This is a genomic window from Streptomyces sp. NPDC046977 (assembly GCF_040644455.1).
In the GTDB taxonomy this organism is placed as follows: domain Bacteria; phylum Actinomycetota; class Actinomycetes; order Streptomycetales; family Streptomycetaceae; genus Actinacidiphila.
The window spans coordinates 1-15,241 of sequence record NZ_JBEYWO010000057.1 but is presented as its reverse complement, the minus strand read 5'-3'; the positions used below and the strand labels follow the sequence as shown (position 1 = coordinate 15,241).

The 15,241-nt window shown below is 74.0% G+C and carries 20 protein-coding genes; 4 read left to right on the top strand and 16 right to left on the bottom strand.

Features of this window, described 5'->3' with window-relative positions; translation table 11 throughout:
* Positions 1 to 51: 51 nt before the first annotated feature.
* Both ABZ883_RS41385 and ABZ883_RS41380 read right to left on the bottom strand, forming a co-directional pair.
* Positions 52 to 1,137: an NAD(+)/NADH kinase gene (locus ABZ883_RS41385; protein WP_360916909.1), complete on the bottom strand. Its 1,086-nt coding sequence runs from the start codon at positions 1,135 to 1,137 to the stop codon at positions 52 to 54.
* An 825-nt stretch (positions 1,138 to 1,962) separates the two neighbouring features.
* Positions 1,963 to 2,367, bottom strand: coding sequence for a hypothetical protein (locus ABZ883_RS41380; protein ID WP_360916906.1), 405 nt, complete (start codon positions 2,365 to 2,367; stop codon positions 1,963 to 1,965).
* A gap of 165 nt (positions 2,368 to 2,532) precedes the next feature.
* Between ABZ883_RS41380 and ABZ883_RS41375 the strand changes: the two genes are divergently transcribed.
* Positions 2,533 to 2,937: an ACT domain-containing protein gene (locus ABZ883_RS41375; RefSeq protein WP_360916903.1), complete on the top strand. Its 405-nt coding sequence runs from the start codon at positions 2,533 to 2,535 to the stop codon at positions 2,935 to 2,937.
* Here the strand turns inward: ABZ883_RS41375 and ABZ883_RS41370 are convergent, their stop codons facing one another.
* Genes ABZ883_RS41370 through ABZ883_RS41335 form a run of 8 tightly spaced genes read right to left on the bottom strand, consistent with a single transcriptional unit; the run spans position 2,938 to position 6,629 of the window.
* Positions 2,938 to 3,348, bottom strand: a complete 411-nt coding sequence (locus ABZ883_RS41370; RefSeq protein ID WP_360916900.1) for a gas vesicle protein K — start codon at positions 3,346 to 3,348, stop codon at positions 2,938 to 2,940.
* Complete coding sequence (locus ABZ883_RS41365) at positions 3,345 to 3,581, bottom strand: gas vesicle protein (protein ID WP_360916897.1); 237 nt, start codon at positions 3,579 to 3,581, stop codon at positions 3,345 to 3,347. Before ABZ883_RS41365 ends, ABZ883_RS41370 begins: the two co-directional genes overlap by 4 nt.
* Entirely contained in the window at positions 3,578 to 4,384 is an 807-nt protein-coding gene (locus ABZ883_RS41360; RefSeq protein WP_360916894.1) for a GvpL/GvpF family gas vesicle protein, read from the bottom strand. Before ABZ883_RS41360 ends, ABZ883_RS41365 begins: the two co-directional genes overlap by 4 nt.
* Complete coding sequence (locus ABZ883_RS41355; protein ID WP_360916891.1) at positions 4,377 to 4,832, bottom strand: gas vesicle protein; 456 nt, start codon at positions 4,830 to 4,832, stop codon at positions 4,377 to 4,379. Before ABZ883_RS41355 ends, ABZ883_RS41360 begins: the two co-directional genes overlap by 8 nt.
* Positions 4,833 to 4,853: 21 nt before the next feature.
* Entirely contained in the window at positions 4,854 to 5,114 is a 261-nt protein-coding gene (locus ABZ883_RS41350) for a gas vesicle protein GvpG (protein ID WP_360916888.1), read from the bottom strand.
* A gap of 25 nt (positions 5,115 to 5,139) precedes the next feature.
* Complete coding sequence (locus ABZ883_RS41345; RefSeq protein ID WP_360916885.1) at positions 5,140 to 5,853, bottom strand: GvpL/GvpF family gas vesicle protein; 714 nt, start codon at positions 5,851 to 5,853, stop codon at positions 5,140 to 5,142.
* Position 5,854: 1 nt separating this feature from the next.
* Positions 5,855 to 6,328: a gas vesicle structural protein GvpA gene (locus ABZ883_RS41340; RefSeq protein ID WP_360916882.1), complete on the bottom strand. Its 474-nt coding sequence runs from the start codon at positions 6,326 to 6,328 to the stop codon at positions 5,855 to 5,857.
* A gap of 22 nt (positions 6,329 to 6,350) precedes the next feature.
* Entirely contained in the window at positions 6,351 to 6,629 is a 279-nt protein-coding gene (locus tag ABZ883_RS41335) for a gas vesicle protein (RefSeq protein WP_360916879.1), read from the bottom strand.
* 128 nt (positions 6,630 to 6,757) lie between these two features.
* Here ABZ883_RS41335 and ABZ883_RS41330 point away from each other — a divergent pair, with 128 nt between their 5' ends.
* On the top strand, positions 6,758 to 7,513 hold the full coding sequence (locus ABZ883_RS41330) for a histone protein (protein ID WP_360916876.1): 756 nt from the start codon (positions 6,758 to 6,760) through the stop codon (positions 7,511 to 7,513).
* A 3-nt stretch (positions 7,514 to 7,516) separates the two neighbouring features.
* Positions 7,517 to 8,548 (top strand): SRPBCC family protein, encoded by a 1,032-nt coding sequence (locus ABZ883_RS41325; RefSeq protein WP_360916873.1) that lies wholly within the window; start codon positions 7,517 to 7,519, stop codon positions 8,546 to 8,548.
* A gap of 7 nt (positions 8,549 to 8,555) precedes the next feature.
* Here the strand turns inward: ABZ883_RS41325 and ABZ883_RS41320 are convergent, their stop codons facing one another.
* Together ABZ883_RS41320 and ABZ883_RS41315 are read right to left on the bottom strand one after the other, a co-directional pair.
* Positions 8,556 to 8,939, bottom strand: a complete 384-nt coding sequence (locus ABZ883_RS41320; RefSeq protein WP_360916870.1) for a DUF4259 domain-containing protein — start codon at positions 8,937 to 8,939, stop codon at positions 8,556 to 8,558.
* Between the two features lie 5 nt (positions 8,940 to 8,944).
* The gene (locus ABZ883_RS41315) at positions 8,945 to 9,580 is read right to left on the bottom strand and encodes a DUF1349 domain-containing protein (RefSeq protein ID WP_360916867.1); all 636 of its coding nucleotides are present in this window, start codon (positions 9,578 to 9,580) and stop codon (positions 8,945 to 8,947) included.
* 119 nt (positions 9,581 to 9,699) lie between these two features.
* On the opposite strand from ABZ883_RS41315, the gene ABZ883_RS41310 reads away from it, so the two are divergent.
* Positions 9,700 to 11,412 carry a GAF domain-containing protein gene (locus ABZ883_RS41310; protein WP_360916948.1) on the top strand — a complete coding sequence of 571 codons (1,713 nt, stop codon included), beginning with the start codon at positions 9,700 to 9,702 and terminating at the stop codon, positions 11,410 to 11,412.
* A 32-nt stretch (positions 11,413 to 11,444) separates the two neighbouring features.
* On the opposite strand, the gene ABZ883_RS41305 is transcribed toward ABZ883_RS41310, so the two are convergent.
* From ABZ883_RS41305 to ABZ883_RS41290, 4 genes are all read right to left on the bottom strand, one after another.
* The gene (locus tag ABZ883_RS41305; RefSeq protein ID WP_360916864.1) at positions 11,445 to 12,341 is read right to left on the bottom strand and encodes a hypothetical protein; all 897 of its coding nucleotides are present in this window, start codon (positions 12,339 to 12,341) and stop codon (positions 11,445 to 11,447) included.
* Between the two features lie 140 nt (positions 12,342 to 12,481).
* Positions 12,482 to 13,189 carry a response regulator transcription factor gene (locus tag ABZ883_RS41300; RefSeq protein WP_360916861.1) on the bottom strand — a complete coding sequence of 236 codons (708 nt, stop codon included), beginning with the start codon at positions 13,187 to 13,189 and terminating at the stop codon, positions 12,482 to 12,484.
* 84 nt (positions 13,190 to 13,273) lie between these two features.
* Complete coding sequence (locus ABZ883_RS41295; RefSeq protein ID WP_360916858.1) at positions 13,274 to 13,735, bottom strand: cyclic nucleotide-binding domain-containing protein; 462 nt, start codon at positions 13,733 to 13,735, stop codon at positions 13,274 to 13,276.
* Between the two features lie 59 nt (positions 13,736 to 13,794).
* Positions 13,795 to 14,871 (bottom strand): alcohol dehydrogenase catalytic domain-containing protein, encoded by a 1,077-nt coding sequence (locus ABZ883_RS41290; protein ID WP_360916855.1) that lies wholly within the window; start codon positions 14,869 to 14,871, stop codon positions 13,795 to 13,797.
* Positions 14,872 to 15,241: the final 370 nt, after the last annotated feature.

The following is a 15,241-nucleotide window of genomic DNA, read 5'->3' as shown; positions in this document are numbered from 1 at the left end:
CGGGGATAGGCCGCCGGAGTGGAAGGCCCGCCGGCCGGTCCGGGACCGCCGTCAGTGCTCCGGGTCCGCGTCCGCGCTCTTGTCCGCCGGCGGCGGCAGCCGCAGCCCGGCCAGGTCCGGCGGGACGGGCTGGTCGGGCCGGATGAGGGGGGCCGCCATGCCGTCGGCGACCGCGGCGGGCGCGTCGCTCAGCCGGAAGCGGTCGCGCACCCGGCGGTAGAAGTCGGTGGGGGCGAGCCGGATCAGGCGCAGCCGGTGCCGGCCGCGGTAGACGGCGACCCAGTCCCCGGGATCCACCACACCGCGCAACTGGCCGTCGATGCTCACCGCGACACGTCCCGAATGAGCGAGCACGCGGATGGCGACGGACTCGTCCGGAGCCGCCACCATCGTCCGGTCGAACGCCATGTGGGGCGCCACCGGCGTGAAGACCACGGCGTCCATGTGCGGGGAGACGACGGGGCCCCCGGCGGCGAAGCTGTACGCGGTGGAACCGGTGGGCGTCGCCGCGATGATCGCGTCGGCGGAGTACGAGGCGAACAGCCGCCCGGCCAGGTACACCGCCACGCTCGCCTGCCGGTCCCGGGCGAGCTTCTCGAAGACGATGTCGTTGACCGCGTTGATGTTCATGGGCACGCCCCACCCGACGTCCACGGGATCGCCCGGCCGCACGCTCGGCGCGGGCAGCGTCGGCCCGCGGCCGTACCGCAGCAGCGACTCGATGCCCTCCGGGACCTCCAGCGGACGCGAGGCGCGGAGCGTGAGCGTCATCCGGTCCTCGACGGTGGCCCGGTCCTCGGCGACCGCGTCCAGCGCCTCCGTGACGTCGTTCACGCAGACCTCGGTGAGGAAGCCGACCCGGCCCAGGTCCACGCCGAGCACGGGGGCGCCGCAGGCCGCCGCGACCCGGGCACCGCGCAGGAAGGTCCCGTCGCCGCCGAGCGTGACGATGAGGTCCGGATAGCCCGCCGTCTGCGCCTCCTCCCGCCCGCTGTGGCGCGGCCGGTCCTGCCGCCAGATGTCGATCTCGACGGCGGGCACGTCGCGCTCCGCACACCAGCGGTGCACCGTGGCGGCCGCCTCGACGGCCTCCGGACGCCCCTCGTGGACGATCATGCCGACCCGGCTCACCGGCATTGCGCACTCCTTCGGCTGGCTCTCGCGCTGGCGCGCAGCGACCCCCCGTCCCGCGGTGGCGGTGCCCACCGCTTCCAGCATGGCGACTCCCGGCCCGTTCGGCAGCGGGAGCGGGGGCGGCAAGCCGCCGGGTGCGGTGTGGGGGCGCCTCCGGGCGCATCGGCGTTCGTTCCGCACCCTCGTGGGCGTGGTGGCGCGCGACGCTGCCGGGTGCGGTGTGGGGCCGCCTCGGGGCGCATCGGCGTTCCGCATCCTCGTGCGGGGGGCCACCAGGTCGGTGCGCCCCGCTGCCGGCACGGTGGCGTCCTTGGGCGGCGTGGTGCCGGGTGCCGATCTCGGCGGCGGGTACGTCGTGCTTCAGCGGTGCACCGTGGCGGGCCGCCTCGACCGGTACATGGACGATCATGTCGACCCGGTTCACCGGCATTGCGGGCCCGCGGTGGCGGTGCGCACCGGATCCGCAGCGGGAGCCGCGGCGGCATGCTGCCGGGTGCACCGTGGGGGCGGGCGGGCCGGCCTCGGCGGCGTTCCGCGCCCCCCACCGGTTCGGTGCGCGCCGCTGCCGGCATGGCGACTGCCGGCCCGTTCGGCAGCGGGAGCCGCACGCGGCGTGCTGCCGGGTGCACCGGGGGGCCGTCACCGGGCGCATCGGCGTTCCGCGCGCCTGTGCGGGCTGTGGCGGTGCCCACCGGGGTGGTGAGCACCGCTGCGGACATGGCGACTTCCGGGGCGATCGCCAGCGGGAGCCGCGGCGGCATGCTGCCGGGTGGGTGCACCGTGGGGACCGCCCCGGCATGCCGGCCCGGTTCACCGGCATGCCGTGCGCTAGAAGGTGACGCTCCGCCAGGAGACCGGGACGCCGTCGCCGTCGGACCAGCCCAGCACCAGGCGCCGGTGCTCGGTGTGCGTCAGCATCTGCGTGCGGGTCCAGGCCGAACCGCACTGCGCGCCGATCTGCTGCCCCGGCTCCAGCGCCGTCTCCCGGGTCCGGGACGGGGCATCGTCGGCCTGGAGGAACACGCACCCCGGGTCGTTCACCGTCTTCGTGACCAGCGCGTCCACGTCCCAGCCGGTGCCCTGCGGGCTGACCGTGATCGTGGCGAAGCCGACCTTGTACGGCTCGGTGAGCTCCAGGCGGGCGGTGCCACCGCCGCCCGACCGCGGCTGCCATCCGTCGGCGGCCCCGGCGGCCGGCGCCAGCGCGAGCAGCCCCGACGACACGATCGACACGACAGTTCCAGCGACCCGGCTTCTGCGCACAGCGGCCCTCCATTGCGTCCGTCCGGCCGCCGTGCGGCGGCAGGCCCTCTCATCCAAACCCGCGCGGCGCCCGGGCCCGGGGGCGCGGCGCGCGGACCGGCCGGTGCGATCACCCGTCCGGCATAGGGTGTGATCATGAGCGGAGAGACGGATCTGCGGAAACTGCTGAGCGGTATGCGCCCGGAGGCGGGCCGGGAACGGCATGTCTTCACCACCCTTCCCCCCGGAAGTGCTGTGCCGGATGGTGTGACGCCGGTCGTCACCGTCGCCGAGGAGGAGGGCCTGACCCTCGTCCTGCCGCAGGAGCAGGCGGACGCGGCGGGCCTCGGCTACGGCTACGTGGCGGGCCGGATCACCCTGCGCGTGCACTCCGCGCTGGAGGCGGTCGGGCTGACGGCGGCCGTCGCCCGGGAGCTCGCCGACGCGGGCCTGAGCTGCAACGTCGTGGCGGGCTTCCACCACGACCACCTCTTCGTGCCGTACGAGCGCCTGGACGAGGCGGTCGCGGTGCTGGCGGACCTGGCGCGGCGCTCGGGCTGATCACTCCCCGGCGTCCGGCGGCAGCAGCGTGCCGAGCGGACCGAGGTCGAGGTTGAGGTCGCGCATGGTCAGGCCGTACTGCGCGCACAGTCCGGTCATGCGGTCGTGGAGGATCATGAGGGTGGCGCCGAGGCGCTCCTCCTCGTCCTCGGTGAGGTCGCCCGCGTCGACCCTTCGCAGCGCCTGGCGCTCCATGAGCTGCCGGAGCAGTTCGACGAGGGTGAGCACCAGCCGCACGAGGTCCCGCTCGACGGTGTCGGGGTCGGCGCGCACCCGCCGGGCGGGACGCGGCGGCGCGCCCGGCGCGGGCGGCGGGGGCGTGTCCTCCGGCAGCGCGGGCAGCAGCCGGAAGGCGCGGGCGGCGGCGTCGGCGACCTCGCCGAGCCGGTCGGAGGGCACCCCGGAACTCACGGCCGTGTCCCGCCGGCCGGCGGCGGTGCGGAACCGGCAAAGGGGGAGGGGTTCTTGGCGCTGATGGAGACGACCAGGGCGCGCAGCGAGACGCGTACCAGGTCGATGTCGGCGATGGACAGGACCACGTCCCCGGTGAGCACCACGCCGCCGCTCAGCAGCCGGTCCAGCAGGTCGATCAGCGCCACCTGCCGCTGCGGCAGCGGGTCGCCGCCCCGCTCGGGAACGCTCATGACGGCGCGCCCTCGGGGACCGCGGCGAAGGAGTACGGGGCCCAGGGGCCGGTGACGTCGACCCGTACGCCGGTCAGCCCCGCGGCGGCGTCCTGGACCCGGACGCGGAAGGACTCCGCCCGGTCCCGCGCGACCAGATAGGCGTCGTTGACGACGTTCTCCCCGGCGTCACCGGCCAGTTCGCCCTGCTGCACGCGGTGCCGCGCGTGGTCGGCGGCCAGTTCGCGGCCGATCGCCGCCACGCGCTGCTCGGCCCGGCGGGCGTTGCGGTGGGCGTCCTCGCGTGCGTGCCGCTGCACCCCGCGGGCCCGCAGGTAGGCGCGTCCGGGGCTCAGGTCCGCCGCGGGCGCGGCCGCCGCCGCCGTCGCCGGCTCGTCCTCCACGTAGATCTTGACGCCCCACTCCAGGTGCCCGTCGAGCCGGTCCAGGCACGCCGTGAACATCGCGCGGCAGTCCCCCAGCACGTCCCGGACGCGGGCCTCGTCGAGGTACACCGTGGCGAGCCGCAGCGGGAGCACCGTCGTTGCCGCGGACAGCTCCTCGACGACGGTGTGATGGGCGCGGGCGACGGACTCCAGCCACTCCAGATCCTCCAACTGCCGTCGCAGCGCGCCCTCCTGGAATTCCGCCGCGGGCACCGCGCTGACGGCCGCGGCCAGTCCGGCCCCGGGCGGCCCGGACACCAGACGCACCGGCGCACCCGCCACCCCGGTCAGCTCCCCCCGTACGTCCTCCGGCGGGACGGCGCCCTCGCGCAGCACGGCGTAGGCGTACTCCACGCGGTCGTGCCCGGCGTCACTCATCGTCGGTCTCTCTCCTGCGGCGCGCGGGGGCAGGCCGCTCCGCGGCCGTACGCCGCGGGCGGGCGGCGGGCTTCCGTTCACGTGCGGCGGCGGGCGCGGCGGGGAGTTCCCGCTCCTCCCGCAGTGCGTCGATCTCCGCGCGCAGGCGCCTGTTCTCGTCCGCCAAGGCCTTCTCCCCGCCGGCGCGGGAGGACAGCGAGGGGTCGTGCTCCCACCAGTCGATGCCCATCTCCTTGGCCTTGTCGACCGAGGCGACGATCAGCCGGAGCTTGATGGTGAGCAGTTCGATGTCGAGCAGGTTGATCTTGATGTCCCCCGCGATGACGATGCCCTTGTCGAGGACGCGCTCCAGGATGTCGGCGAGGTTCGCGGAGGAGCCCTGGCCGTACGGGGCGTACGGCGACTGCGCCCGCGTGGGGTACGAGCCGAGCCTGTCGGGGTCCGTCATACGGTCACCTCCGTCTCCGCCTCAGTTCCCGGCGTTCCCGGCGCCCCTGCGGTGTGCGGTGATCTCCTCGAGGCGGTCCAGCAGTTCGTCCTCGCGGGCCTCGAAGGTCTCCTCGTCGATCCGTCCGGCGAGCAGTTCCTTCTCCAGCGCGGCGAGTTGGCGTTCCACCGGCCCGGGGTCGTAGTACTCCTCCTCGGCCGCCTCCTTGACGCGTTCCACGACCCAGACCACGCCGCGGACGGGCGCCAGGGGCAGGCCGAACAGTCCGGTGACGAGTCCCACGGCACACCCCTTTCCTCCGCGTTCCTCAGACGAAGCTGTACGGCGGCAGCGGCCCGCGCAGCCGCAGGTCGCACTCGTCGCCCAGCTGGTTGGCGAGGCTGAGCTGCGTGGCGAGGAACATCTCCTCCTGGCCCTCCTCCACCAGGAAGGACACGCTGAGGAAGTCCTGCCCGGTGGGCGGTACCGAGTCGTCGTCCCGCGCGAACGGGCGCAGCGCCTCCACGATGCCCGCGCCGAGCGCGCGCTGCCGCGCCTCGACCTCGCGGCTGATCAGCTCGCCGAGGGCGAGCGGCATCTCGGGGGTGCCGGAGCCGTCCCGGATCTGCTTGTTGAGCCGTGCCGCCTCCTCCGACTCGACGAGGATCCGGCGCAGCAGTGCTTCTTCCTCCCAGGAGACCTTCAGGTGGTACTCGGCGCATCCCTCAAGGGCTTCGAGCCGGCCGCCGTACTCCTCGGCTCGCCCGTCCAGCGCGGCGCGCACGGCGTTGTCGTCGGGGGCGGTCAGGCCGAACCGCAGCGGCAGGACGGGGCCGTCGGCCATCAGCCGCTCCTGGACCTCCTGATGGGCCAGGACGTCGCGCCGCCGGGGACGCAGGTCCTCGGGCGCGTCGCTGACGACGGCGCTCAGTGCGGCGGTGGTCACGGTGCGCAGCTCGCCGGGCGGCTTGCCGACGCCGTGGAGGCCGTCGAGGTTCGTCGGATGCGCCTTCGAGATGATGGAGTAGACGTAGACGGACATGTCATTCCCTCTCCCGGTGGGCGCTCCGCTTGGCCGGGCGGCGCCGCCTCGCTCGGGGCTCCTCCTCGTACTCGGCCTCCTCCTGGGCCTCGTTCTCTTCGTCCTCCTCGTCCTCGTCGCCCCCGCCGCCCTTCAGCGTGTCGGTGACGGCTTCGACGGCACCGCTCAGGGCGCCCTTGGACTTGCCCTTGGCGCCGCCCTCGGTGATCTCGCCCACGATGTCGGTGAGCTGGGTCGGCTGCTTGCGGCCGGACTCCAGGTCGAGGCGGTTGCACGCCTCCGCGAAGCGCAGATAGGTGTCCACGCTGGCGACCACGATGCGGGCGTCGATCTTCAGGATCTCGATGCCGACGAGCGACACCCGGACGAAGACGTCGATGACGAGGCCGCGGTCGAGGATCAGCTCCAGGACGTCGTACAGACTGCCGGAGCTGCCGCCCGACACACCGCCGGCGCCCTGTGGCACCACGGTCATGGTGCCTCCCTTCAGCGCCCCCTCAGACGCGTCGGTCGATCTGCCCGCGGGCGTAACGCCGTGTCCGCTCGTACGAGACGAGCCCGCCCTCCTCGTCGAGACTCACGTGATAGGTCGCCATGACGCTGGTGGTCGCCGGAACGCGTTCCAGTTCCAGGACCTCGACGTCGGCCTCCCAGCCGTCCTCGGTCGGTTTCACCGCGGACACCGACTCGGGCTGCCGCCCGAGGAGTTCGGTGAGCTGCTCGGCCGCCGAGCGCATGGCCCACGCGGCGGAGGGCTTGCGGGGCCGTCGGGTCATGTCGTCCCCTTCGGTCGTTGCCGCCGCCGTGCTTCGAGCGGCGCCACCCCGGCAAGCAAACGTACTATTTCAGCATATAGCCACAGTCGTGCGCGGCGACACGATCGCCGACCGGAAGGGAACGACTGATGAAGGATTCGACCAAGATGGCTCTCGCCGCCGGGATGGCCGGTGGTTATGTGCTCGGCCGGACCAAGAAGGCCAGGCTCGCCTTTGGGCTCGCGACATATCTCGCGGGCCGCCGCTTCGGTCTCGAACCGCAACAACTGCTCACCGAGGGTGTTCGCCGGCTCAAGGAACTGCCCCAGTTCGAGGACCTCAACGACCAGCTGCGCGGCGAACTGATGGACGCCGGCCGCCAGGCGCTGTCCGCGGCCGCCGACCGCCGGCTGGCCGATCTCGCGGAGTCACTGCACGACCGCACCGCGCGCATCGGCGGGAAGTCCGGCCCGTCCGGCAAGGGCCGCCGCGACGAGGACGGGGCCGAGGACACGGAGGAGGAGTACGAGCCCGAGGAGGACGAGCAGGACGAGCAGGACCAGGAGGAAGCCGAGGACCGGGAGGACGAGGAGCCGGAGGGCGCGGAGGAACCCGCCAGGAGGTCCGCCGGCAAGCGGGCACCGGGGCGCAGCCGCCACCGCCGTCCCGCGAAGCGTCCGGAGGCGAAGCGCGCACCGGAGGAGAAGTCCGGGGCGGGGAAGGCGCAGCCGGCGCGGAAGTCCACCGCCAAGAAGGCCGCACCGCCCGCGCGCAAGCAGGCGGCGAAGAAGCCGGCCGCCAAGAAGACGGCGGCGAAGAAGACCGCACCGAGTCGCGGCGGCGCCAAGAAGACGGCCGCGAAGAAGACGTCGGCCAAGAAGGCGTCGTCCGCACGGCGGAGGTAGGCCATGGCCAGGACGGCACAGCACAGCCCGAACGGACATGCCTCGGGTCTGGACCAGTTGCGCGAGGAGATGGTCCATTTCCTGGGCGCACAGGTGGAGAACCTGGCGGAGAAGGCCGGCGACAAAGTCGCGGGTCTCACCGACCAGTTGCGTGACGTGGCCGAGAACGACGGTGTCCTGCCCAAGGCCGGACTGCGCATCCTCCAGGGGGAGTCGCCGCTGAAGGCCTTCGTGGGCGAGAAGGCCAAGAGCATGGGCGGAGGCATCCTCGACAAGGCCAAGCAGGCCTTCGGCATGGGCAAGGGGCGCAAGTCGGGGACGACGAAGGTGATGAACATCGTCGAGTCCCTCGACGTCGGCGTTCCGGTCCGCTTCGCCTATGACCACTGGACGCAGTACGAGAAGTTCAGCACCTTCACCAAGGGCGTGCGCAGCGTCTCCAAGGGCGAGGACGCCACCAGCGACTGGAAGGTCAAGGTGGGTCCGTCCACGCGCGGCTGGAAGGCCACTGTCCAGGAGCAGGTCCCCGACGAGCGCATCGTCTGGAGCTCCGAGGGCGCCAAGGGCACCACGCGCGGTTGTGTCAGCTTCCACGAGATCACGCCGACGCTGACCCGCATCGTGCTCGTGGTCGAGTACTACCCCTCCGGCTTCTTCGAGAAGACCGGCAACATCTGGCGGGCCCAAGGACGGCGTCTGCGGCTCGACTTCAAGCACTTCCAGCGGTACGTCACCCTCACCGACGAGGAACCCGAGGGCTGGCGGGGCGAGATCCAGGACGGGGAGGTCGTGCGGACCCACGAGGAGGCGCTGGAGGACGAGGAGGCGGAGTCCGACGAGGCCGCCGACGAGTACGAGGACGACGGCGAGTACGACGAGGCCACCGACGCCGAGGACGCCGACGACGCCGACGACTACGAGGAGGACGAGGAGGACGAGGAGGCCGGCGAATACGAGGACGACGGCGAGGAAGCCGAGGACGAGTACGAGGACGAGTACGAGGAGGAGCCGGAGTACGAGGAGTCCCGCCGGTGACACTCCGTCACATGGCGTGCCCCGCGCGGCGTTCCGCGACCTCCGCCAGCGCGTCGAACGTGCTCACCAGCACCTCCCGCCGCCGCGCGCGGTGGTCCGCCCCCGGCTCCAGGTCGTCGACCGCCTCGTCCCACACGGCGAGGTAGCGGCCCTTCCACGCCCGGAGCGTCGCCGCCTCGGGCAGTGTCGCCCCCGCCCAGCCGCGGGTGGCGAGCAGGTGCAGCAGCTCCAGGTTGCAGGGCACCGCCACACCCCAGTACTCGTCCGGTTCGAGCTCTGACGGGTCGCCTTCCATGGCCCGGGCGACCTCGGCGGTCAACCGGTCGGTGAGCAGGCCGAGATGGTCCGCCGCCGTGTCCTCGTCGAAGTTCCCCGTGCCCCAGCTCCCCATCGCGCTCAGCCCTCCACGTCGCCGTGCAGCGAGGCGTCAGCGGGCCCCTGGACGAACCGGGTGAACCGTACGCGCAGTCCGGCCCGCTCGGGCGAGCAGCAGAAGGGGCCCGCCGAGGCCTCCGCCTCCGGGGCGAGCGGTGCCAGCCGCACCATGCGCCACGGCTCCGCGTCGCACCGCGCCCTGATCGTCACCGCGTCGCCGTCCCGGCTGGCCCGCACGGTGACCTCGCGGCCCTTCCACTCGGGCACCGGGGCCAGGGACCAGTCCGACCGGCCGTGCGTGACGACGGCGCCGAGATGCGGCACGCCGTCCGACATCTCCACACCGGCCTTGATCCACGTCGCGGCATCGACGCGGATCATGAGGCCCGCCTGGTCGTACAGGGTGTCGAAGTCCGCGACGAAGGTCACTTCGACGGCGCCGGAGCCGGAGCCGGGACCGGTGCCGGTGCCGGGGAAACCAGGGAAGGGAGCCAGCAGCGCGTGCCCGTCGTCGCGGACGAAGCCGTAGCTCGTGGTGCGCCAGAAGTCGCTGCGGTCGCGCGTGGTGACCAGCAGTCCCTCGGCGTCGGTTCGGGCCTCCAGCGGCGGGTTGAGCCACGCGGCCTCGTCCCAGCCGATCGCACGGTGATCGTTCATGGGGTGAGTCTGCCCGTACCGCCCCGCCGGGGGCCAGGGGTCGACGCCGCGCCGCTGGACGCCGAGGTGAGGACAATGGCTGTGGGGAGCCACCGTGCCTGATGGAGGAATCCATGGGGATGGAGCCCGACAAGGGGCAGGAGCGCCTGCCGCGGCTGCAGCTGGACGAACTGCTGGACGAGTTGCAGATCCGGATCGATGCCGTGCGCGGGACGCGGGACCGTGTGCACAGCCTGCTGCAGGCCGTGCTGTCGGTGGGGCGCGAGCTGGATCTGCCGCAGGTGCTGCGCCGGATCGTGGAGGCCGCGGTCGTCCTCGTGGACGCGGAGTACGGCGCGCTCGGGGTCATCGGGGGCGAGGACCGGCTGTCGCAGTTCCTCCCGGTGGGGGTCGCGGACGCGGACATCGAGAAGATCGGCCCGCTGCCGTCGGGCCACGGCATTCTCGGCGAGCTCATCCGCCACCCGGAGCCGTTGCGGCTGGAGGAGATCTCCGAGCACCCCGTCTCGTACGGCTTCCCGGCCAACCACCCGCCGATGCACTCCTTCCTCGGCGTCCCGATCCGGGTCCGCGACGAGGTGTTCGGCAACCTCTACCTGACCGAGAAACGCGGCGGCAAGGAGTTCGACGGCGAGGACGAGGCCATGCTGTCGACGCTCGCGGTGGCCGCCGGCGTCGCCATCGACAACGCCCGGCTGTACGAGGAGGCCCGCTCCCGGCAGCGCTGGCTGGAGGCGAACGCGGAGATCACCGCCAGTCTGCTGTCCGGCGCCGAGGAGTCCCGGGTGCTGGAGCTGATCGTCGAGCACGCCCGGCGCATCCTGGGCGCCGACCTGGGCGTGATGGCGCTGCCCGTCGAGGGCACGGGCGACGTCCGGATGGCCATTGCCACCGGGATCGACGCGGGCGCGCACGCCGGGCTGGTGCTGCCGCGCCGGGGTTCGTTCGTCGGCGCGGCGATGGCGGCGGGGGAGCCGATCATCAGCGCCGAGGTCGGCCAGGACCCGCGGATCACGGCCGGCCCGCCCCGCTTCGCCGGGCTGGGACCGGCCGTCGCGGTGCCGATGAGCACCAGCGAGGGGGTGCGCGGCGCGCTGCTGCTGGCCCGGGCCCAGGGCGAGCCGGCCTTCACCGAGATCGAGACGGCCCCGCTGAGGGACTTCGCGGGGGCCGCGGCGCTCGCGATGGAACTGGCGGAGCGGCGCCGCTCCGCCGAGCAGCTGGCCCGGCTGGAGGACCGCGACCGCATCGCCCGCGACCTGCACGACCTGGCCATCCAGCGGCTGTTCGCGACGGGGATGACACTGCAGAGCGCGGTCCGCTTCGTCGACCACCCGCAGGCGAGCGAGCGGTTGCTGCGCGCGGTGGACGACCTGGACGAGACGATCAAGATCATCCGGTCCACGATCTTCGGCCTGCGCGCGCACGACGCCGGTCCGGGCCGCAAGGGCCTGCGGGTCCGGGTCGCGGGGGCGGTGGAGCGGGCGGTCCCCGCACTCGGGTTCACCCCGGCGCTGCGGATGGAGGGACTGATCGACACCGATGTGCCGGTCCCGGTCGCCGAGAACGTGGTCGCCGTGCTGGGGGAGGCGCTGTCCAACGTGGCCCGGCACGCCGGGGCCCGCTGCGCGGAGGTGTCCCTGATCGTCGGCGACGGCGCGGTGACCCTGACGGTGGCCGACGACGGCACCGGCATCCCCGAGGGCGCCTGCCGCAGCGGGCTGGTCAATCTCGCGGACCGGGCGGAGAAGTTCGGCGGCTCGCTGTGCCTGGAGGTCCCCGAACGGGGCGGCACCCGTCTGGTCTGGCGGGTGCCGCTGGCCCCGGACTGACCGCGGCCCGCCCGGACCCGGCTTCGGCGGCGTCAGTTCACCGCGGCCATGGTGTGACCCGGGCCGCGCGGCGCGGTCCCCGGCCGCAGCGGCCCGTACCCGAGCCGCACCAGCATCTGCACATGGCCCGGTCCGGACTCGGCGCTGCGCAGGGCGCGCCGCAGGTCGGGGTAGTCCAGTGCCTGGTACAGCAGCGCGGCGCGCACCCGCCGCGCGGTGGCCGCGAGCAGCACGTGTTCCAGGGCCTGTCCCGCGCGCAGCCAGTCGGCGGGGTCGTCGAGGGGTGTGGTCAGGACGGCTACCAGCGGGAACCGGCCGTCGCCGGGCGCGGGCCCGAGCGCGGAGGGGGGTTCGCCCGCCGGAGGCCACCGGACCGCCACCGCGTCGGCCGGGTCGCGCCGGTGGGCGTCCTCCGTCAGCCGCAGCAGCCGCCGGGTCTCCGCCGCGTGCGGCAGGCTCAGCGCCGCGCCCTCGGTGTGGGCGGCGTCGACGAGCCCCAGCACGACCGCTCCCGGCGGACGGTGCACCGGGCACGAGGGCGTGCCGTCGCGGCGCCACCACAGCGCGCCGTACAGATCGTCGCGGGACGTCTCGGGGGCGCGCGCCGGGGCCGTCAGCCGCACTGTGGCGTACAGACCGGGATCGTCGGGGGACGGCAGCAGCCGGACCTGCGGCTCCCAGCCGAAGTGGCTCACGGCGACCCGCAGATTGAACAGTGCCGCCCCGACCGAGACGTGCACCGCCCGCCGGGCGTCCTCGCCCGCCGCGCCCGGCGGCCGGTCCTCCGCGCCGACGCCCCGCACGTGCAGGGTGGCCGTGTCCGGGTCCAGGCGGTACCGCCACGGCCGCCGGCTGTGGCAGGCGGGGGCGGCGACCGCGGCGGAGATCAGCTTCTCCAGGGTCGTGCCGTCGAGGGTGTCGGTCCTCATCGCGCTGCACCTCCCGGCCAGGCGCCTGCGACCATCCTGCGCCGCCGCGCGGCGCCCGGGGAGGGGCCGCCCGGTTCCGCCGGGGGACCGTCCGGCCCATCGGGTGTGCCCGCCCGGCCCGCCCGCGGGCGGCGCGGCGTTCAGTGGTGCGGCTCGGGGGGCGGCGATCCCTCGGGTCGGTGCTGCGTGGCGAGGACGGCGGCCTGGATGCGGCGTTCGACACCGAGCTTGCCGAGCAGTCGCGAGATGTGGTTCTTCACGGTCTTCTCGGACACGAAGAGCCGCTGCGCGATCTCGCGATTGGTCAGGCCCTCGCCGACCAGGTCCAGGATCTCCCGCTCCCGCGGCGAGAGCGCGGCCAGCGCGTCGTCCTGCGGGGCCGGGGCCGGCTCGTCGTGGGCGCGGAGGCTCTCCATCAGCCTGGCCGTCGTCGCCGGGTCCAGCATCGACTGGCCGGAGGCCACCGTGCGCACCGCCGCCAGCAGGTCGGACCCCTTGATCTGCTTCAGGACGTAGCCGGCGGCACCGGCCATGATCGCGTCCAGCAGCGCGTCGTCGTCGTCGAACGAGGTCAGCATCAGGCAGGCCAGGCCGGGCATCACCGAGCGCAGCTCCCGGCAGACCGTGATGCCGTCGCCGTCGGGGAGCCGCACGTCCAGGATGGCCACATGGGGGCGCAGCGCCGGGCCGCGGGCCACGGCGTGGTCGACCGAGCCCGCCTCGCCGACCACCTCCATGTCGGTCTCGGCGTCGATCAGGTCGTGGAGCCCCCGCCGGACGACCTCGTGGTCGTCGACCAGGAACACCCTGATCGGCGCCCGCGGTGAGAACTCCCGCACCTCGGTCATACGCCCTCCCGGCTGCCGCCTCGCGTGCCCGGCCGTCCCCTCGATCGTCGCCGATCGGCCCTGGTCGTCATAGCGCCGAACGGGTCACCGCCGGCCTCCGCTGCCCTGGGGGCCGTAGAGGTCGAGCAGGCGGGTGCGGGTGCCCTGGAGCCGCTGCGTGACGATCTCCGCGACGCGGCGGGCGACGGCGAAGCCGAGGGCCGGGTCCGCCTCGCACAGCGCCCGCACCGCCGCCGCGTCGTACTCCTCGGCGGTGACCAGGTTGCGGCTCTGCGCCCCCAGGTGCCAGGTGTACGGCGCGAACAGCCAGGAGCAGCCGAGCAGGTCGCCGGGGCCCAGCGTCTCCACCTGGGCCGCCCTGCGGCCGGGGACGTGCAGGTCGAGCGCCACCGACCCGGAGCTGATGACCCAGAAGCGGTCGGCCCGCCGGCCCTCCTCGAAGATCCGCGTCCCGGCCGGGAAGGAGACCCCGTGGCCGAGCTCCGTCAGGAGGTCGCGTGCCTCCGGCGGGAGCGCGCCCAGCAGGCCCCTGGTGGTGATGGTCACGGCGGTCTCCTTCGTCGGCCGAGATCGGAAGGAACGGCGGAACGTGTGCGGGCCGGGGGTCAGGCCGGGATCGCGACGACGTCGTGGTGCTGTCCGCCCAGGACGACCTTCAGGGCCCCGGTGTCGGTCGCCGAGGAGAAGACGTCGTACGCCGCGGCCGCGTCCTGCATCTCGAAGGCGTGCGTCACCAGGGACGCGGCGGGCAGCCGGCCCGCCTCCACCATCCGCAGCAGGGTGGGGGTGGAGTACGTGTCGACCAGACCGGTCGTGACGGTGATGTTCCGGCTCCACAGGTCCTCCAGGTGGAGGGTGACCGGCCGCGCGTGCACACCGACGTTGGCGACACGGCCGCCGGGCCGCACCATGCGCGTGCACAGCCCGAAGCTCTCCGGTGTGCCGGCCGCCTCGATCACCACGTCGGCGCCGAGCCCGTCGGTGAGGTCGTCGACCAGTTGCTCCGGCCCCTCGTCGGCGCGGACGACCGCGTCGGCGCCCAGGTGCTTGGCCGCGTCCAGCCGGGCCGGTACGAGGTCGACGGCGATGACGGCGTGCGGGGCGAACAGATGGGCGGTGGCGATGGCGGCCAGGCCCACGGGGCCGCTGCCGACCACGACGACCGTGTCGCCGGGGCGCACCCCGCCGTTGAGGACGCCCACCTCGTAGCCGGTGGGGAAGATGTCCGCCAGCAGCACGGCGACCTCGCTGCTCACCACGTGCGACAGCGTGTGCAGACCGGTGTCCGCGAACGGGACGCGCACGTACTCGGCCTGCGTGCCGTCGATCAGGTGCCCCAGCGTCCAGCCGCCGCCCCCGCGGCACTGCCCGTACGCCTGCTCGCGGCAGTAGCGGCAGTAGCGGCAGTGGCCGCAGCCGCTGACGCAGGAGACCAGCACGCGGTCCCCGGGACGTACGGTGCGTACCGCCGAGCCCGTCTCGACGACCTCGCCGACGGCCTCGTGGCCCAGTACCGTCCCCGCGGGGACGTCGGGGACCTCACCGCGCATGATGTGCAGGTCGGTGCCGCAGACCCCGGCGGTGTCGACGCGGACGATCGCGTCCGCCGCGTCCATCAGCCGCGGGTCGGGCACGTCCTGCCAGGCCGCCTGTTCCGGCCCCTGGAAGACCCAAGCCTTCATGTCGTGTGACTCCCTCCGTCAGGCCGGGACGCACGCGGAACGCGCGAGGCAGCCGGCCCGTACGCGGCGCGGCGGTCGGGAGGCGTCGGTGCGGCCCGCTTCGCGCGGGCCGCGCGCACGCGTGCCGTCGGCCATGACGCTCACCTGCCCGTCCTTGCGCGGTGCATCCCTCCACTGTGGGCGACGGCTCCGTCCCGGGCATGGGCCGAAGGGGCAACCCGGCGGGGCCGGGCGGCCCATGCGGCCGTGACACGGCCGGGGGGGCGCGGGGGGGGGGGGGGCGCCCCCCCCCCCCGGGGGGGGGCGCCGCGGCCCACACCAACACAACCGAGGGCAACAACCCCGGGGGGGGCCCCGCCACGGCCGCGGG